We start from the raw sequence: 18,384 nt of genomic DNA, 5'->3' as shown, positions 1-18,384 counted from the left end.
TCGACTCACTCCTCCGCCTTGCATCTGCACGCACCAGACCCCGCTCGGGTCAGTTCCGAGGGGGCGGTGCGCGAGGAAGGGGACGGTAGTCATGCCGGTAGGGATCATCACGGGTGCCTCGAAGGGGCTGGGGCGGGCGCTCGCCGAGGCGCTGGCCGGGCGCGGCTGGGACCTGGTGCTGGACGCGCGGGGCGAGGAGGCGCTGGCCGGTGCAGCGGCGGCGGTCGGCCGGTACGGCGGCCGGGTGTCGGCGCTGCCCGGAGATGTCACGGACGCCGGGCACCGGGCCGCGCTGGTGGCCGCCGCCCGGACGCTGGGCGGTCTCGATCTGCTGGTGAGCAACGCGAGCGCGCTCGGCGCGGAGCCGCTGGTACGGCTGGCCGGGCTGCCCCTCGACGGGCTGCGGCGGGCCCTGGAGGTGAACGTCACCGCCGCGCTGGGCCTCGTACAGGAGGCGCTGCCGCTGCTGCGGGCGTCGGCCGCGGGCACGGTGATCGCGGTCAGCTCGGACGCGGCGGTGGAGGCGTACCGGACCTGGGGCGGGTACGGCGCCTCGAAGGCTGCCCTGGACCAGCTGGCGGCGGTGCTCGCCGTGGAGGAGCCGGGGCTGCGGGTGTGGGCGGTGGATCCCGGTGAGATGGCGACCGACCTGTACGCGGCGGCCGTACCGGACGACTCGGACGCGCGGCCGGCGCCCGGCACGGTCGTACCGGCGTTCCTGCGGCTGCTGGACGAGCGGCCGGCGAGCGGGCGGTACGCGGCGGGGGCCCTCGGGGCGGGCCGGTGACCACGGTGGTGCGGGTACCGGAGGAGCGGTCGGCGCGGGTGCCGGCCGAGCAGCGGGGTCCGGGGCGGGCACGGGACGACGTACGGCTCCTCGTGTCCCACGGCACGCGGGTGGCGCACCACGCGTTCCGCGAGCTGCCGGGGGTGCTGCGGGCCGGGGACCTGCTGGTGGTGAACACCTCACCGACCCTGGCCGCGGCGGTGGACGGCCGGATCGGGGGCGCGCCCGTGGTGGTGCACTTCTCGACGCGCGGCGACGACGGCCGCTGGGCGGTGGAACTGCGCGAGCCGGACGGCCGGGGCACCACACGCGCGCGGGCGGGTACACGCGCGGGAACGGTGGTGGGGCTGGCGGACGGTATGCGGTTGGTGTTGGAGGAGCCGGTGGGCGGACGGGCTCCGCTGGACGGGCCGACCCCGGTGGAGGAGCCGACGCCGGTGGGCGGGCAGCGGCGGCCGGTGGAGGAGCCGGCCCCGGTGGGCGAGCCGGCCCCGGTGGGCGGGCGGCGGCGGCCGGTGGGCGGACGGGCTCCGGTGGAGGAGCCGACGCCGGTGGAGGAGCCGACCCCGGTGGGCGGGCAGCGGCGGCCGGTGGGCGGACGGGCTCCGGTGGAGGAGCCGACGCCGGTGGGTGGACGTGGGGAGCGGTTGTGGTGGGCGCGGGTGGAGGGTGGGCCGGTGCTGGGGCTGCTGCGGGGGCACGGGCGGCCGATCCGCTACTCCTATACGACGCGCGATCAGCCGCGGTCGGCGTACCAGACCCTGTTCTCCCTGCCCTCCCCCGACGGGGCGGGGAGCGCGGAGATGCCGAGCGCGGGGCGGCCCTTCACCGAGCGGGTGGTGGCGGAGCTGGTGCGCAGGGGGGTGGGGTTCGCGCGGATCACCCTGCATACGGGGGTGGCGTCGGCTCAGGCGCACGAGCCGCCGTACCCGGAGTGGTTCGCGGTGCCGGAGGCGTCGGCGCGGCTGATCAACGCGACGGCGGCCGGGGCGGGCCGGGTGATCGCGGTGGGGACGACGGCCGTACGGGCGGTGGAGTCGGCCGCGGGGGCGGACGGCGTGGTGCGGGCGTGCGAGGGGTGGACGGATCTGGTGGTCACGCCGGAGCGCGGGGTGCGGGTGGTGGACGGGCTGGTGACCGGGCTGCACGAGCCGGATGCCTCGCATCTGCTGATGCTGCGGGCGGTCGCCGGGCGGGCCGCGGTCGACCGTGCGTACGAGGAGGCCCTGCGCGGGCTCTACCTGTGGCACGAGTTCGGGGACGTCCATCTCCTCCTGAGGGAGGAGACTCCGCGCTGAACCTCACAGCATGCGTTGCGAAGGCAACTCCCCGTGAGGTTGATCTGTCTTCCCTGTGAGCCCGCACATAGGGCCTACATCACGTACGAACGGACATAGGAGATATACCCCCTGCTGCGAACGGGACAGATGGTCCAATCTGTCCCGTTTTGCCCTTCCCTGATCCACTACCCGGCTTCGTACGTCACACCTTTGCCAGGGCATTTTGCGGCCGCTAAGAATTGCTCCCGTCGCTCAGCGCCGTGGGTTTCCGCCCGCGGCTTCTGTGCGGGAGGAACCGATCCCCCGGCGGACGCAGGAGCGACCTCCGCGCTAACGAAGAGGTCCAACGCCATGCCCAAGAACATCCTCAGTCGTGCTCGAAATCGTGCCCTGACCAAGCAGCACAAGATCGCCGTCGCCGGTGTCGCCGCTCTCGGCACCGCCGCCATCGCCCTGTCGGCCGTCCCCGGCAACGCGGACACCGTCACCACCGGTTCCCCGGCCACCGCCGCGCAGGTCGCGAAGGTCGCCACCCAGGACGCCACGCTGCCCGACGTCAAGGGCTCGGTCACCGACCCCGCCGCCGCCCAGAGCGTCAAGCTCGACGCCATCGCCGCGCAGCAGAAGGCCGACCAGGCCGCCGCCAAGCAGCGCAGCGAGGCCGCCGCGAAGAAGGCCGCCGCCGACGCCGCCGCCAAGAAGGCCGCGCGGGAGCGTGCCGCCAAGCAGGCCGCCAACCGTTCCGTGCAGCGCCCGCAGATGCAGACCGTCGCCGCGAAGACCTACGCGAACAACCTCGACGGCTGGATCCGACAGTCCCTGGACATCATGCGCGCCAAGGGCATTCCGGGCAGCTACAACGGCCTGTACCGCAACATCATGCGTGAGTCCTCGGGCAACCCGATGGCCATCAACAACTGGGACATCAACGCGATCAACGGCATCCCGTCCAAGGGCCTGCTCCAGGTGATCCAGCCCACCTTCAACGCGTACCACGTGCCCGGTACCTCGTGGAACATCTACGACCCGGTCGCCAACATCACCGCCGCCTGCAACTACGCTGCCCACCGCTATGGCTCGATGGACAACGTCAACAGCGCGTACTGAGGTCGGCGCGGACCTCTGACAGACGCCGAAGGGCGGCACCCCACCACGGGGTGCCGCCCTTCGTGACGTACCGGGAACGCTACTTGCGCATGACCTCCGGCTCGTGCCGGCGCAGGAAGCGGGACACGAGGAAGCCGCAGACCGCGCCCAGCGCGAGCAACGCGATCATGTCCAGGGTCCAGGCCCCGGCCGTGTGGTTCCACAGCGGGTCGGTGCTGCCCGGATCGTCGCCGTTGGGGGCGATGTTGTTCAGGTCCAACGTGGTGCCGGCCGCGCCCACCGCCCAGCGCGAGGGCATCAGGTACGAGAGCTCGTTGACGCCGAGCGTGCCGTGCAGGGTGAACAGGCAGCCGGTGAAGACGACCTGGACGATCGCGAACATCACCAGCAGCGGCATGGTCTTCTCGGCGGTCTTCACCAGCGAGGAGATCACCAGGCCGACCATCATCGAGGTGAAGCCCAGCGCCATGATCGGCAGGCACAGCTCGAACAGGGTCGAACCGCCGAGGATCACGCCCTGGTCCGGGATCGTGCGGGGCGAGAAGCCGATCAGGCCGACCAGCAGGCCCTGGAGCACGGTGACGGCGCCGAGCACGACCACCTTGGACATCAGGTAGGCCGACCGGGACAGGCCGGTCGCCCGCTCCCGCTCGTAGATCACCCGTTCCTTGATCAGCTCGCGCACAGAGTTCGCGGCGCCGGCGAAGCAGGCGCCCACCGCGAGGATCAGCAGCACGGTGGTGGCGGTGCCGTTGGGCACGTGCAGGCCGGTGCGCGGATCCACCGCCGGGTTGACCAGCAGACCCCGGTCGGGCTTCATCAGCAGGCTGACCGAGCCGAGGACCGCCGGCAGGATCACCGTCAGCGCGAGGAAGCCCTTGTCGGAGACGATGACCGACACATAGCGCCGGATCAGGGTCAGCAGCTGGGAGCCCCACGCCTGCGGCTTGGGCGGCTTGATCGCCGCGGGCGGTGGCATGTACGCCGCCTGCTGCGGGGCGACGGTGTCGAAGTCCGCGGCGTACAGCTGGTAGTGCTGCGAGCCCTTCCAGCGGCCCGCCCAGTCGTAGTCGCGGTAGTTCTCGAAGGCGGAGAAGACGTCGGCCCAGCTGTCGTAGCCGAAGAAGTTCAGCGCCTCCTCCGGCGGGCCGAAGTAGGCCACCGCGCCGCCCGGCGCCATCACCAGCAGCTTGTCGCACAGCGCCAGCTCGGCCACCGAGTGGGTGACGACGAGCACGGTGCGGCCGTCGTCGGCCAGGCCGCGCAGCAGCTGCATGACATCGCGGTCCATGCCGGGGTCGAGGCCGGAGGTCGGCTCGTCCAGGAAGATCAGCGACGGCTTGGTCAGCAGCTCCAGGGCCACCGAGACACGCTTGCGCTGACCGCCGGACAGGGACGTGACTTTCTTGTCCTTGTGGATGTCCAGCTTCAGCTCGCGCAGCACCTCGTCGATGCGGGCGTCGCGCTCCTGGGCGGTGGTGTCGGCGGGGAAGCGCAGCTTGGCCGCGTACTTCAGGGCCTTCTTGACGCTGAGTTCCTTGTGCAGGATGTCGTCCTGCGGGACCAGGCCGATGCGCTGGCGCAGCTCCGCGAACTGCTTGTACAGGTTGCGGTTGTCGTACAGCACCTCGCCCTGGTTGGCGGGCCGGTAGCCGGTGAGCGCCTTCAGCAGGGTGGACTTGCCGGAGCCCGAGGGGCCGATGACCGCGATCAGGGACTTCTCCGGGACGCCGAAGGAGACGTCCTTGAGGATCTGCTTGCCGCCGTCGACGGTGACGGTCAGATGGCGCGCGGAGAAGGAGACCTCACCGGTGTCGACGAACTCCTCGAGCCGGTCGCCGACGATACGGAAGGTGGAGTGGCCGACGCCGACGATGTCGGCCGGGCCGAGCTGCACCGAGCCGCCCTTGGGCACCGGGTGGCCGTTGACGTACGTGCCGTTGTGCGAGCCGAGGTCGCGGATCTCGAAGCGGCCGTCGGGTGTCGAGTGGAACTCGGCGTGGTGGCGCGAGACCTGGAGGTCGGAGACGACCAGCTCGTTCTCCAGGGCGCGGCCGATGCGCATGACGCGGCCGAGGGAGAACTGGTGGAACGTCGTCGGGCTGCGGTCCCCGTGCGCGGGCGCCCCCGGCCCGGCCTGCTGCGCGAAGGCACCGGACTGCGCGTCCTTCTGCTGCGGGAAGCCCGCCTGCTGGGCAGGCTGCTGAGCTGCCTGCTGAGCTGCCTGTTGAGCCGGCTGCTGGGCCGGCTGTGCCTGCGCCCAGCCGGGTTGCGGGGCGGGTGCCTGCTGGGGGGCCGCCTGCTGGGCCCATCCCGCGGGGGCCGCCGCGTACGGCGCCCGCTGTGCCTGTTGCGCCTGCTGCGCCTGACCGACGGCGGCACCGGTGAGATCCAGCCGCGGTCCGTCCGTCGCGTTGCCGAGGTGCAGCGACGTCCCCGGACCTATCTCCGTCCGCTGGATCCGCTGACCCTGGAGGTAGGTGCCGTTGGTGCTGCCGTGGTCCTCGATGACCCAACCGCGGCCGTCGAAGCTGACCGTGGCGTGCCGCCAGGAGACCCTGGCGTCGTCGAACACGATGTCACCCTGCGGATCTCTGCCGAGGGTGTAAGGCCTGGACGGGTCGAGCGTCCAGGTACGTCCGTTTGTTTCCAGTACGAGTTCCGGCACTCCATGCCCCACTGAGTTGTCCCCCGAATTTCCCCCGTCGCAGGGAGTCTAGGGATGTCGAACATCGTGGGGAACTATTTCAGGCCCACCCCTCTGACCAAAACCCAGGCCTTGCGCGCATCGCCATCAGGCGCTCCAGCCGGACAACGGCAATTCAGACGAGGGGGATAAGTGGGGCCCACGGCGGGAGTTGGCGCCCGGCCGGTGCACTTGCGGCGGGGCGGGGGCGCAAGGGGCGGCGGGGGTACGGCGGTTCACGCACGGGCAGGGCAGCGGGCGGCGGGGTTGTACGGGAGGAGGCGGGGCTGTACGGGAGGAGGGGGAAGGGGCGGGTTGGCCGGAGAGGGCGGTGACGGTGCCGTGGGGGTGACGGTGGGAGGGGGCCGGGCGGGGGTCCAGGCGACGGGCCGGCACGGATCCCTCTCGGGGGATGCCCGAGGACGGACGCGACGGACGCGGGCCGCCGACGCCTCCACGCCGCCGGCGGCACAGGCAGCGCGCCCCCGGTGCGGGCCGGAACAGGTCACGGCGCGGTGTCCCCGGTCGCGGCGGTGATGACCTCGGGGGAAGCTGTTGGCAAGATCCTTGATGCCGGGACGCCACCCATTGTTCCGTGTCCGTCAGGCGGACCTCGGCGGCGCACGGCACTGGGTGCCGGATACGGTGGTGAGACCATGACTGCTGCGCAGACCCCCGAGGTCCCCACTCTCCTCGTCAAGATCTTCGGCAAGGACCGGCCGGGCATCACGGCCGGACTCTTCGACACCCTCGCCGCGTACTCCGTCGACGTGGTCGACATCGAGCAGGTCGTCACGCGGGGACGCCTGGTGCTGTGCGCGCTGGTGAGCCAGCCGCCGGCCGGCATCGAGGGTGATCTGCGGGCCACCGTGCACAGCTGGGCCGAGTCGATGAAGATGCAGGCGGAGATCATCTCGGGCCACGGCGACAACCGTCCGCGCGGCCTCGGGCGCTCCCTGGTGACCGTCCTCGGCCATCCGCTCACCGCCGAGTCGACGGCCGCCATCGCCGCCCGCATCGCGAAGGCCGGCGGCAACATCGACCGTATCTTCCGGCTCGCCAAGTACCCGGTGACCGCGGTGGAGTTCGCGGTCTCCGGTGTGGAGACCGAGCCCCTGCGCACCGCGCTCGCCTCGGACGCCGGGGCGCTCGGTGTGGACATCGCGGTCGTCTCCGCGGGCCTGCACCGGCGCGCGCAGCGTCTCGTGGTCATGGACGTGGACTCCACCCTCATCCAGGACGAGGTGATCGAGCTCTTCGCCGCCCACGCCGGCTGCGAGGACAAGGTCGCCGAGGTGACCGCCGCGGCGATGCGCGGCGAGCTGGACTTCGAGCAGTCGCTGCACGCCCGTGTCGCCCTGCTGGCCGGCCTCGACGCCTCCGTGGTCGAGAAGGTGCGCAACGAGATCCGGCTGACCCCCGGCGCCCGCACCCTGATCCGCACCCTGAAGCGGCTCGGCTACCAGGTCGGCGTGGTCTCCGGCGGCTTCACCCAGGTCACCGACGACCTCAAGGAACGCCTCGGCCTCGACTTCGCCCAGGCCAACACGCTGGAGATCGTCGACGGCAGGCTGACCGGCCGGGTCACCGGCGAGATCGTGGACCGCGCGGGCAAGGCGCGGCTGCTGCGCCGGTTCGCCGCGGAGGCCGGGGTGCCGCTGGTGCAGACGGTGGCGATCGGTGACGGCGCCAACGACCTCGACATGCTGAACGCGGCCGGTCTCGGCGTCGCCTTCAACGCCAAGCCCGTGGTGCGCGAGGCCGCGCACACGGCCGTGAACTTCCCCTTCCTCGACACGGTCCTCTACCTCCTCGGCATCACCCGCGAAGAGGTCGAGGCGGCCGACACCCACGACGAGGGCTGAGGCGGCCTCCTGCGGGAGTGACGCTGTGGGAGTGCGCTGCGGGAGTGACGGCTGACGGCACACGGCTAAGGAGCGGCCGCCCGCTTCCCGGAGGTGGCCAGGCCCGGCTGGCTCGCGGCGCCGGGCCCGCGCCGTGTCCGGGCCTTCGCCGTGTCTGGGCCTTCGCCGTGTCTGGGCGGTGCGCCGTATCCGGGCCGGCGCCCGTGACCAGGTCGATGCCCGTGACCGAGCCGGTGCCCGTGACCGAGCCGCGTACCCGTGAACCGAGCCGGGTCCCGGTGTCACCTCACTCCGAGGGCGCCCAGTAATCCGTCAGTGTGGCCACGCCCGGCTCCAGGCCCTTCCACGAGCCCTCGAAGGAGAGCACGGCGAAGGCGGCGGCCGGGAAGCCGCGGCGGGTCATCCGCTCACGGGCGTCCCCGTCGGTCGAGCCGGCCAGGATCTCGGCGAGGCCGTGAACGCCGGGGTTGTGGCCGATCAGGATCAGGTTGCCCACGTCGTCCGGCACCTCGTTCAAGAGCGCGATCAGCTGACCCGGTGAGGCTTCGTAGACCCGCTCCTCGTAAACGGTCTTCGGCCGGTGGTCCAGTTCGTGCACGGCGAGCTTCCAGGTCTCGCGGGTGCGGGTCGCGGTGGAGCACAGGGCCAGGTCGAAGGCGAGGCCGGAGTCGCTCAGTCTGCGCCCGGCGACGGCCGCGTCCATGCGGCCCCGCTCGGCGAGCGGGCGCTCATGGTCGGAGACCTGGGGCCAGTCGGCTTTCGCATGCCGGAAAACGGCGATCCTGCGGGGTTCTGCGACGCTCATGCGTCCCAGCTTCGCATGAAACAGGCCACGGGGCGCAGGGAGTTGACATGCGAATTCACCATGCGAGGCGGCTCCTGGTCAGTGCCTGAGCAGTTGCTGTGCGCGCTCGACGAGGTGGGCTATCGCCGGGTCCGCGCTCGCCGCGTGCGCGTCCGAGGGTTTCAGTATCAGCAGGAACAGGGTGCCGAAGGCGAGCACGGGCAGCGCGAGGGCCCACCAGGGCAGCCGCATGTCGACGCCGCCCGTGGTCGCCGGGTGGGTCCGGAAGTGGGTGCGGGCGGGCATGGTCGCCTCCGTGGTCCTCGAGCGTTCGTGTGACCGCCCCCTGCGGTCACCACTCGAAGGTACGGAATCCGCGCCCGCCAACCCATCCGGTTTTCCACCCAGTTACCCCTGAGCCTTACCCCCTAGGGGACAGGGGGGCCAGCACCACCATCCACCGGAAACGCCTGGTGGCGGGGGCCGACCGGGCGCGTCACGGGCGCGCGGCGCGCGGGGTCGCGGGTGGGCGGCCTCACCGGGCGCGGCGTCACGCGTGCAGCGTCACCGGTGCGCGGCGTCGCTGGTGCGCAGCGGGCGATGCCACGGGCGCACGACGGGCGGCGTCGCGCGGCGAGGGATGCCCCGCGGCGGGCGACGGACGAGGCCACGCGGCGACGGGCGTCACGCGACGGGCGACGCCACCACCGCGCTGCGGGCGACGTCACGCGACGGCCGCGTCAGCGGCTCGCGGCGCGTCGCGTCGCGTCACGGCGAGACGATGGTCGCGACGATGGCGATGATGATGAAGATCGCGAAGAAGGAGCCGAAGACAAGCAGCATCTTCTTCTGGCCGTTTCGCGGATTCGGGTCGAGCACAGGCTGCATGCGCCCAGTCTCGCACCCCTCCCCCGGCGGCCGTGCGCGGGGGTCAGCGCGCCGCGGCCTCGTCCTCCACCGTGCGGTCGCGGCCCGCCAGGAAGCCCACCGCGATCTGAGGCACCATGAGGCCCGCCATCAGGGCGATCGGCAGCCCCCAGCCGCCGCTGTGCTGGTAGAGCACGCCGACCAGCAGCGGGCCGGGGATGGAGATCAGATACCCGGTGCTCTGCGCGAACGCCGACAGCTGGGCCACGCCGGGACCGCTGCGGGCACGCATGCCGACCATCGTCAGGGCGAGCGGGAAGGCGCAGTTCGCGATGCCGAGCAGCAGCGCCCAGGCCCAGGCTCCGGCGGCCGGGGCGAGGTACAGGCCGGCGTATCCGGCGAGCCCGCACAGGCCCAGGGCCAGCACGATCGGGCCCTGGTGAGGCAGCCGGGCGGCGATCCGCGGGATGACGAAGGCCAGCGGCACGCCCATCACCATCGTGACGGCGAGCAGCAGACCCGCGGTGCCGGCGGACACGCCCGCGTCCCGGAAGATCTGCGGCATCCAGCCCATGGTGATGTAGGCGGCGGTGGCCTGGAGGCCGAAGAAGACGGCGAGCGCCCAGGCGGTACGGCTGCGGGTGATCCGCAGCGGGGGCCCTGCCTCGGCGGCCCGCGCGGTCACCGGCGCCGCTGCCGACGTCGACACCGGCGTCGACACCGACGCCGACGTCGACACCGCCTCCGCGCCCCGCGCCGAACCGGACGCCCCCGCGGAAACCTCAGAAGCCTCAGACGCCGCGGAAGCCGCAGAAGCACCCTTCCCCCGCCCGGAGCCACCCCGGCCCGCCCGGCCTTCTCGGCCTTCCCCGCCCGCTCGGCCGTCCCGCACCAGCGGCACCCACGGCACCACCGCCACCGCCGCGAGCACCGCCCACACCGCGAGCCCCGGCTTCCAGTTCCCGCCCATGGCGTGGGTCAGCGGGACCGTCACCGCGGCCGGCAGGGCGGTGCCGAGCGCGAGGACCATCGAGTACAGGCCGGTCATGGAGCCGACCCGGTCGGGGAACCAGCGCTTGACGATGACCGGCATCAGCACGTTGCTGACGGCGATGCCCATCAGGGCGAGCGCGCTGGCGGCCAGGAACCCGGCGGTGCCGCCGACGTACGGCCGTAGCAGCAGGCCCGCGCAGATCGCGGCCATGCCGGCGCACACCACGGCGGCCGGTCCGAAGCGGCGCGCCAGGCGGGGTGCCATCACGCCGAAGACGGCGAAGCACAGCGGGGGCACGGAGGTGAGCAGTCCGGCCACGCTGCCGCTCATGCCGAGCCCGTCGCGGACCTCCTCCAGGAGGGCGCCGAGGCTGGTGATGGCCGGGCGGAGGTTGACCGCGGACAGCACGATGCCGGCGACCACCAGGCGGGTCGCCCACGTGCGCGCGGGGCCCGTCTCCAGGGTCGTCTCGGGTAGGCCCGCCGTGGCGGACGTGTCGCGTTCGGTCGGTGACATCGCCGTACGGGTGTCCACTGTCCGGGTTTCCTCACTAGCCATGAGACCCATCATAGAATCATAGGATGATTCGTTGTCCATTCCTGGAGCTCCCGGAGCGTGCACGCCCCGGTCTGTCGTGCGAAGGTGTGCCATGCCTCTGAGCCACCCGCGCCGTTCGGCCCTCTCCGAGCAGGTGATCGCCGAACTGCGCAACCAGATCGCCACCGGCGAGTGGCCGGTCGGTTCCCGTATCCCCACCGAGCCCGAACTGGTCGAGCAGCTCGGCGTCGCCCGCAACACGGTCCGCGAGGCCGTGCGCGCGCTCGCCCACAACGGGCTGCTGGACATCCGGCAGGGCTCGGGCACCTATGTGGTGGCGACCAGCGAGCTGGCCGGCGTCATGCACCGCCGGTTCGCCGAAGCGGACCCCCGGCACATCGCCGAGCTGCGCTCCACGCTGGAGTCGGCCGCGGCCAAGCTCGCCGCCGAACGGCGCACCGAGAAGGACCTCAAGCAGCTGGACGCGCTGCTGCTGCGCCGCGAGGAGGCCTGGGAGAGCGGCGAGGCGGAGGCCTTCGTGGCCGCGGACGCCACCTTCCACCTGGCCGTGGTGGGCGCGTCCCACAACGAGGTCATGACGGCGGTGTACGCCGACCTGGGCGAGCTGCTGCGGGACGCGCTGCGCGCGGACGTGGGCGCCGAGCTGACGCCGGAGGCGCACATGGACCACACCCGCCTGGTGGACGCGATCCGTACGGGCGACACCGAGGCGGCGGCCAGGGAGGCGGCGGGCTACCCCTTCCAGTGCCGCCCCCTGGGACGGCCCGTCACCGGCTGACGGCCCCGTAGCGGCCGGCGGCCCGGTTCAGCGCACCTTCTGGTGGCTGATCCACGCCGAGCCGACCTCCTTCCAGCAGCGCCCGGTGAGCCGTACCGTCAGGGCGGGCTCGGCGTCCACCGGCGCGCTGTCAGTGTCGATGTCCCACCAGCGGGCGCACTCGATGTGCAGGCGTAGCCGGTCGGTGTCGGCATAGGGGTTGTGGCAGTACGCCACCACATGGGAGCCGTTCACCGCGGTCCGGCAGGCGGCCCCGAACAGGCTCGGCGCGGGCGGTCCCGCGCTCGCGCGCGCGTGGGGCGTCGCGTCGTACGGCAGGGCGAGTACGAGGGCGGCGGCGAGGGTCAGCGGGGCCAGGCAGCGGGACGAGCGCACAAGGGGGACCTCCTCGGCCGGGCTGCTAAGGGATGCGCCGGAGGAACGCGCGCGTCTTCAGGGTGCGCCGCGCGTGGGGCGGCCCGCCCGGCCGGTGAGCCGAACGGGTGAGGGCGCCGGGCACCACCGCGGGGCAGCACGGCGGACGGCGCCGGTACGGCGAGGCCCGCGCCCCCGTGTGCGGAGTGCGGGCCTCGCCGTGTTGGCGTGCGGCGGGTTTCAGCCGGGTGTGAGCGCTCAGGCGCCGATGGCGTGCAGACCGCCGTCCACGTGGATGATCTCGCCGGTGGTCTTCGGGAACCAGTCGCTGAGCAGGGCGACGACGCCCTTGCCGGCCGGCTCCGGGTCCTTCAGGTCCCACTCCAGCGGGGAGCGGCTGTCCCAGACGGCGGCCAGGTCGCTGAAGCCCGGAATGGACTTGGCGGCCATGGAGCCGATCGGGCCCGCGGAGATGAGGTTGCAGCGGATGTTCTGCTTGCCCAGGTCGCGCGCCATGTAGCGGTTGGTCGCCTCCAGGGCGGCCTTGGCCGGGCCCATCCAGTCGTACTGCGGCCAGGCGAACTGGGCGTCGAAGGTGAGGCCGACGACCGAGCCGCCGTTCTGCATCAGCGGCAGGCAGGCCATGGTGAGCGACTTCAGGGAGAACGCCGAGACGTGCATGGCGGTGGCCACGGACTCGAACGGCGTGTTCAGGAAGTTGCCGCCGAGCGCGTCCTGCGGGGCGAAGCCGATGGAGTGCACGACGCCGTCGAGGCCGCCCAGCTCCTCGCCGACCAGGTCGGCCAGGCGGGCCAGGTGCTCCTCGTTGGTCACGTCCAGCTCGATGACCTTCGCCGGCTTCGGCAGCTTCTTGGCGATGCGCTCGGTCAGGGTGGGCCGCGGGAAGGCGGTCAGGATGATCTCGGCACCCTGCTCCTGGGCCTGCTTCGCGGCGTGGAAGGCGATGGAGGACTCCATCAGCACACCGGTGATCAGGATGCGCTTGCCCTCGAGGATTCCACTCATGGTGATCAGTGACCCATTCCCAGTCCGCCGTCAACGGGGATGACGGCTCCAGTGATGTACGAGGCGTCGTCCGACGCGAGGAACCGGACCGCCGCGGCGATCTCCTCCGGCTGCGCGTAACGGCCGAGCGGCACCTGCGACATGATGCCCTGGCGCTGCTCGTCGCTGAGCACCTTGGTCATGTCGGTGTCGACGAAACCGGGTGCGACGACGTTGAAGGTGATGTTGCGCGAGCCCAGCTCACGGGCGAGCGAGCGCGCGAAGCCCACCAGGGCGGCCTTGGAGGCGGCGTAGTTCGCCTGCCCCGCCGAGCCGAGCAGGCCGACCACGGAGGAGATCAGGACGACGCGGCCCTTCTTGGCGCGCAGCATGCCGCGGTTGGCGCGCTTGACGACGCGGAAGGTGCCGGTGAGGTTGGTGTCGATGACCGAGGTGAAGTCCTCCTCGGACATGCGCATCAGGAGCTGGTCCTTGGTGATGCCGGCGTTGGCGACCAGCACCTCGACGGGACCGTGCCGGTCCTCGATCTCCTTGTAGGCCTGCTCCACCTGCTCGGGGTCGGTGATGTCGCACTTGACGGCCAGGAAGCCGGCCGGCGGCTCACCCGAGCGGTACGTGATCGCGACCTTGTCGCCGGCGTCGGCGAAAACGCGGGCGATGGCGAGGCCGATGCCCCGGTTTCCTCCGGTGACGAGAACCGAGCGGCTCAACGGATCACCCTTTCGATAGCGGTCTGCTAGAGGTCCGACAACCCGCCCGAACACCTGGATGACAGGCGGCTTCATCGAAAACCTATCGGTACGGCCGCGTCCGTGGGCATTCGGGCACCGACAGTGGCGCGGGACCGTCACTGTCGGGTCCCTACAGAACCGCGGGGCTCCGGTCCGGAAGGGGTGTGGTCCGCGGGGCCGCCCGCAGGCCATGATCGGAGCCCACAGGCCACGACAGCAGGGAGACCTCCGTGCCTCATTCCATCGACGAAGCCTTCACGGCGCTTCCGCTCAGGTCCCTCGCCGACGCCGCGCTCGCCCGCGCGCGGTCGCTCGGGGCGGAGCACGCGGACTTCCGGTTCGAGCGGGTGCGCAGCGCGGCACTGCGGCTGCGCGACGCCCGGCCCGCGGGGTCCTCGGACACCACCGACCTCGGGTACGCGGTCCGGGTCGTGCACGGCGGGACGTGGGGCTTCGCCTCCGGGGTCGATCTGACGCTGGACGCGGCGGCGCGGGTGGCCTCGCAGGCGGTGGCGATGGCGAAGCTGTCGGCGCAGGTGATCCGTGCCGCGGGGTCCGACGAGCGGGTGGAGCTGGCGGACGAGCCGGTGCACGCCGACAGGACGTGGGTGTCGTCGTACGAGATCGATCCGTTCACCGTGCCCGCCGAGGAGAAGGCGGCGCTGCTCGCGGACTGGAGCGCGCGGCTGCTGGCGGCGGACGGGGTGAGCCATGTGGACGCCTCGCTGCTCACCGTGCACGAGAACAAGTTCTACGCCGATACGGCGGGGACCGTCACGACCCAGCAGCGGGTGCGGCTGCATCCGGAGCTGACCGCGGTGTCGGTGGACGAGTCCAGCGGCGAGTTCGACTCCATGCGGACGCTGGCGCCGCCGGCCGGGCGCGGCTGGGAGTACCTGACCGGGACCGGCTGGGACTGGGACGACGAGCTGGCGCGGATCCCCGAGCTGCTGGCCGAGAAGATGCGGGCACCGAGCGTGGAGCCGGGCCTGTACGACCTGGTGGTCGACCCGTCCAACCTGTGGCTGACCATCCACGAGTCCATCGGGCACGCCACCGAGCTGGACCGGGCGCTCGGCTACGAGGCCGCGTACGCCGGCACCTCGTTCGCCACCTTCGACCAGCTGGGCAAGCTCAGGTACGGCTCCGAGCTGATGAACGTCACCGGCGACCGCACCGCCGAGCACGGCCTGGCCACCATCGGGTACGACGACGAGGGCGTCGAGGCGCAGTCCTGGGACCTGGTGAAGGACGGCACCCTGGTCGGCTACCAGCTGGACCGCAGGATCGCCCGGCTGACCGGGTTCGAGCGGTCCAACGGGTGCGCGTACGCCGACTCGCCCGCCCATGTGCCGGTGCAGCGCATGGCCAACGTGTCGCTGCTGCCGGACCCCGCGGGGATGTCCACCGAGGATCTGATCGGGGGCGTGGAGCGCGGCATCTACGTGGTCGGGGACCGCTCGTGGTCGATCGACATGCAGCGCTACAACTTCCAGTTCACCGGGCAGCGCTTCTTCCGGATCGAGAACGGGCGGCTCGCCGGGCAGCTCAAGGACGTCGCCTACCAGGCCACGACGACCGACTTCTGGGGTTCGATGGCGGCGGTCGGCGGGCCGGGGACGTACGTCCTGGGCGGCGCGTTCAACTGCGGCAAGGCCCAGCCGGGGCAGGTGGCCGCGGTCTCCCACGGTTGCCCCTCTGCCCTCTTCCGGGGCGTAAACATTCTCAACACCACACAGGAGGCGGGTCGATGAGCGCGCGTACGAACAAGCCGCACGAGATCGTCGAGCAGGCGCTCGCGCTGTCCCGGACGGACGGGTGTGTCGTCATCGCCGACGAGACCTCCACCGCCAACCTGCGCTGGGCGGGCAACGCGCTCACCACGAACGGGGTGACGCGGGGCCGGGGCCTCACGGTGATCGCGACCGTGGACGGGCGGCAGGGCACCGCCTCCGGGGTGGTGTCCCGGTCCGCGGTGACCGCGGACGAGCTGGAGCCGCTGGTGCGGGCCGCCGAGGAGGCCGCGCGCGGGGCGGGTCCGGCCGAGGACGCGCGGCCGCTGGTCGCGGGCGTGCCCGCGGCGCCCGACTTCACGGACGCGCCCGCCGAGACCTCCTCCGCGGTGTTCGCCGACTTCGCCCCGGCGCTCGGCGAGGCCTTCGCCCGCGCGCGGGCCGGCGGCCGGGAGCTGTACGGCTTCGCCAACCACGAGATGGTCTCGACCTACCTGGGCAGCTCCACCGGGCTGCGGCTGCGGCACGATCAGCCGACGGGCACGCTGGAGCTGAACGCCAAGTCGCCGGACCGCACCCGCTCCGCCTGGGCCGGGCGGGCCACGCGGGACTTCAAGGACGTCGACCCGGCCGCCCTGGACGCCGAGCTGGCCGTGCGCCTGGGCTGGGCGAAGCGGCGCGTGGAGCTGCCCGCGGGCCGCTACGAGACGCTGCTGCCGCCGACCGCGGTGGCGGATCTGCTCATCTACCAGCTGTGGTCGGCCTCGGGCCGGGACGCGGCGGAGGGCCGTACGGTCTTCTCGCGGCCCGGTGGCGGCACCCGGATCGGCGAGCGGCTCTCCGAGCTGCCGCTGACCCTGCGCAGCGACCCGGACGAGCCGGGCCTGGAGTGCGCGCCCTTCGTGATCGCCCACTCCTCGAACGGCGACCGGTCGGTGTTCGACAACGGGCTCGCGGCGCCGGCCACCGACTGGATCGAGCAAGGCACGCTGCGGAACCTGACGACGACCCGGCACAGCGCCGCCCTGACCGGGCTGCCGGTCACCCCGGCCGCGGACAACCTGATCCTGGACGGCGGCAACCGCTCCCTGGACGAGATGGTCGCCGACACCGAGCGCGGGCTGCTGCTGACCTGCCTGTGGTACATCCGCGAGGTCGATCCGGCGACGCTGCTGCTCACCGGTCTGACCCGCGACGGCGTCTACCTGGTGGAGGGCGGCGAGGTGACCGGGCAGGTGAACAACTTCCGGTTCAACGAGTCGCCGGTGGAGCTGCTGCGGCGCACCGTCGAGGCGGGCCGCACGGAGAAGACGCTGCCGCGCGAATGGGGCGACTGGTTCACCAGGGCCGCGATGCCGCCGCTGCGGGTCCCCGATTTCAACATGAGTTCTGTCAGTCAGGGCGTATAACCTCGTAGTCGGCTGTCACCCGACCGCCGGGGATTTTCAAGGAGACACGAGAACCGTGACGGACATCGTCGACGAACTGAAGTGGCGCGGGCTCATCGCCCTCTCCACGGACGAGGACGCATTGCGCAAGGCGTTCGCGGACGGTCCCGTCACGTTCTATTGCGGCTTCGACCCGACCGCGCCCAGCCTGCACCTCGGCAACCTCGTGCAGATCCTGACGATGCGCCGCATCCAGCAGGCGGGCCACCGCCCGCTGGGCCTGGTCGGGGGCGCGACGGGCCTGATCGGCGACCCCAAGCCGACGGCCGAGCGCACGCTGAACGCGCCGGAGATCGTCGCCGAGTGGGTCGAGCGGCTGCGCGGCCAGATCGCGCCGCTGCTGGACTTCGAGGGTCCGAACGCCGCGGTGATGGTCAACAACCTGGACTGGACCCAGGGCCTGTCGGCCATCGAGTTCCTGCGGGACATCGGCAAGCACTTCCGGGTCAACAAGATGATCGCCAAGGAGGCCGTCTCCCGGCGGCTCAACTCCGACGCGGGCATCAGCTACACCGAGTTCAGCTACCAGATCCTCCAGGGCATGGACTTCCTGGAGCTGTACCGGCGGTACGGCTGCACGCTCCAGACCGGCGGCAGCGACCAGTGGGGCAACCTCACCTCGGGCACCGACCTGATCCACCGGGTCGAGCCGGACGCCGTGGTGCACGCGCTGGGCACCCCGCTGATCACCAAGGCGGACGGCACGAAGTTCGGCAAGACCGAGTCCGGCACGGTCTGGCTCGACCCCGAGATGACCACGCCGTACGCGTTCTACCAGTTCTGGATCAACGCGGACGACCGTGATGTCGCCAAGTTCCTGCGCATCTTCAGCTTCAAGTCCCGCGAGGAGATCGAGGAGCTGGAGCGGCTGACCGAGGAGCGTCCGCAGACGCGGGCGGCGCAGCGGGCGCTGGCCGAGGAGCTGACCACGCTGGTGCACGGAGCCGAGCAGACGGCCGCGGTGATCGCCGCGTCGAAGGCGCTGTTCGGGCAGGGTGAGCTGGCGGAGCTGGACGGCAGGACGCTGGCGTCGGCGCTGTCCGAGGTGCCGCACATCCAGGTCGCCGAGCTGGGGTCCGTGGTAGATCTGTTCGCCGAGGTGGGGCTGGTCGCGAGCAAGTCCGCGGCGCGCAGGACCGTGAAGGAGGGGGGCGCCTACGTGAACAACGTCAAGGTGACCTCCGAAAACGCGGTGGCCTCGCCGGAGGACCTGCTGGACGGGCGGTGGCTGGTGCTGCGGCGCGGGAAGCGGAATCTGGCGGCCGTGGAGGTCGTCGCCGGATAGTGCGGTGGGGGGGGGGGGGGGGGGGGGGGGGGGGGGGGGGGGGGGGGGGGGGGGGGGGGGGGGGGGGGGAGAGGGGGGGGGTAGTTCTTCTCGTCGTGTAC

General features: G+C 72.0%; 16 protein-coding genes. 8 read left to right on the top strand and 8 right to left on the bottom strand.

The window, feature by feature from the left end:
• The first annotated feature begins 91 nt into the window (after nucleotides 1–91).
• From AC069R_RS22420 to AC069R_RS22410, 3 genes are all read left to right on the top strand, one after another.
• Nucleotides 92–787: an SDR family NAD(P)-dependent oxidoreductase gene (locus tag AC069R_RS22420; protein ID WP_478768568.1), complete on the top strand. Its 696-nt coding sequence runs from the start codon at nucleotides 92–94 to the stop codon at nucleotides 785–787.
• Nucleotides 784–2,085: an S-adenosylmethionine:tRNA ribosyltransferase-isomerase gene (locus tag AC069R_RS22415; protein ID WP_478768567.1), complete on the top strand. Its 1,302-nt coding sequence runs from the start codon at nucleotides 784–786 to the stop codon at nucleotides 2,083–2,085. Before AC069R_RS22420 ends, AC069R_RS22415 begins: the two co-directional genes overlap by 4 nt.
• Before the next feature lie 333 nt (nucleotides 2,086–2,418).
• Nucleotides 2,419–3,174: a transglycosylase SLT domain-containing protein gene (locus tag AC069R_RS22410; protein ID WP_478768566.1), complete on the top strand. Its 756-nt coding sequence runs from the start codon at nucleotides 2,419–2,421 to the stop codon at nucleotides 3,172–3,174.
• A gap of 79 nt (nucleotides 3,175–3,253) precedes the next feature.
• On the opposite strand, the gene AC069R_RS22405 is transcribed toward AC069R_RS22410, so the two are convergent.
• Nucleotides 3,254–5,842: an FHA domain-containing protein gene (locus AC069R_RS22405; RefSeq protein WP_478768565.1), complete on the bottom strand. Its 2,589-nt coding sequence runs from the start codon at nucleotides 5,840–5,842 to the stop codon at nucleotides 3,254–3,256.
• Between the two features lie 674 nt (nucleotides 5,843–6,516).
• Here AC069R_RS22405 and serB point away from each other — a divergent pair.
• Nucleotides 6,517–7,725: a phosphoserine phosphatase SerB gene (serB, locus tag AC069R_RS22400; protein ID WP_397986631.1), complete on the top strand. Its 1,209-nt coding sequence runs from the start codon at nucleotides 6,517–6,519 to the stop codon at nucleotides 7,723–7,725.
• A 286-nt stretch (nucleotides 7,726–8,011) separates the two neighbouring features.
• Here the strand turns inward: serB and AC069R_RS22395 are convergent, their stop codons facing one another.
• The 4 genes from AC069R_RS22395 to AC069R_RS22380 all read right to left on the bottom strand — a co-directional run bounded on the left by AC069R_RS22395 (nucleotide 8,012) and on the right by AC069R_RS22380 (nucleotide 10,928).
• Complete coding sequence (locus tag AC069R_RS22395) at nucleotides 8,012–8,530, bottom strand: SixA phosphatase family protein (RefSeq protein WP_478768564.1); 519 nt, start codon at nucleotides 8,528–8,530, stop codon at nucleotides 8,012–8,014.
• Nucleotides 8,531–8,608: 78 nt separating this feature from the next.
• Entirely contained in the window at nucleotides 8,609–8,815 is a 207-nt protein-coding gene (locus tag AC069R_RS22390; RefSeq protein WP_478768563.1) for a hypothetical protein, read from the bottom strand.
• Between the two features lie 462 nt (nucleotides 8,816–9,277).
• A complete protein-coding gene (locus tag AC069R_RS22385) occupies nucleotides 9,278–9,397 on the bottom strand; it encodes an SGM_5486 family transporter-associated protein (protein WP_478768562.1) in 120 nt (39 codons plus the stop codon).
• Nucleotides 9,398–9,440: 43 nt separating this feature from the next.
• Nucleotides 9,441–10,928: an MFS transporter gene (locus AC069R_RS22380; RefSeq protein WP_478768561.1), complete on the bottom strand. Its 1,488-nt coding sequence runs from the start codon at nucleotides 10,926–10,928 to the stop codon at nucleotides 9,441–9,443.
• Nucleotides 10,929–11,019: 91 nt separating this feature from the next.
• On the opposite strand from AC069R_RS22380, the gene AC069R_RS22375 reads away from it, so the two are divergent.
• Nucleotides 11,020–11,706, top strand: a complete 687-nt coding sequence (locus AC069R_RS22375) for a FadR/GntR family transcriptional regulator (RefSeq protein ID WP_478768560.1) — start codon at nucleotides 11,020–11,022, stop codon at nucleotides 11,704–11,706.
• A 27-nt stretch (nucleotides 11,707–11,733) separates the two neighbouring features.
• On the opposite strand, the gene AC069R_RS22370 is transcribed toward AC069R_RS22375, so the two are convergent.
• The 3 genes from AC069R_RS22370 to fabG form a co-directional block, all read right to left on the bottom strand.
• On the bottom strand, nucleotides 11,734–12,081 hold the full coding sequence (locus tag AC069R_RS22370; protein ID WP_478768559.1) for a hypothetical protein: 348 nt from the start codon (nucleotides 12,079–12,081) through the stop codon (nucleotides 11,734–11,736).
• A 237-nt stretch (nucleotides 12,082–12,318) separates the two neighbouring features.
• A complete protein-coding gene (fabI, locus tag AC069R_RS22365; protein WP_397986624.1) occupies nucleotides 12,319–13,086 on the bottom strand; it encodes an enoyl-ACP reductase FabI in 768 nt (255 codons plus the stop codon).
• Between the two features lie 5 nt (nucleotides 13,087–13,091).
• Nucleotides 13,092–13,796, bottom strand: a complete 705-nt coding sequence (gene fabG, locus AC069R_RS22360; RefSeq protein WP_397986623.1) for a 3-oxoacyl-[acyl-carrier-protein] reductase — start codon at nucleotides 13,794–13,796, stop codon at nucleotides 13,092–13,094.
• A gap of 251 nt (nucleotides 13,797–14,047) precedes the next feature.
• Here fabG and AC069R_RS22355 point away from each other — a divergent pair, with 251 nt between their 5' ends.
• The 3 genes from AC069R_RS22355 to tyrS are packed head-to-tail and all read left to right on the top strand — an operon-like array spanning nucleotide 14,048 to nucleotide 18,283.
• Nucleotides 14,048–15,571, top strand: coding sequence for a TldD/PmbA family protein (locus AC069R_RS22355; RefSeq protein WP_478768558.1), 1,524 nt, complete (start codon nucleotides 14,048–14,050; stop codon nucleotides 15,569–15,571).
• A complete protein-coding gene (locus AC069R_RS22350; protein ID WP_478768557.1) occupies nucleotides 15,568–16,959 on the top strand; it encodes a metallopeptidase TldD-related protein in 1,392 nt (463 codons plus the stop codon). Before AC069R_RS22355 ends, AC069R_RS22350 begins: the two co-directional genes overlap by 4 nt.
• A gap of 55 nt (nucleotides 16,960–17,014) precedes the next feature.
• Nucleotides 17,015–18,283, top strand: a complete 1,269-nt coding sequence (tyrS, locus tag AC069R_RS22345) for a tyrosine--tRNA ligase (RefSeq protein WP_478768556.1) — start codon at nucleotides 17,015–17,017, stop codon at nucleotides 18,281–18,283.
• The last annotated feature ends 101 nt before the right edge of the window (nucleotides 18,284–18,384 follow it).

This window comes from Streptomyces sp. NPDC043952, assembly GCF_056435325.1.
Note: the sequence above shows the minus strand (reverse complement) of the source record. Positions and strands in the feature narration are given on the sequence as shown.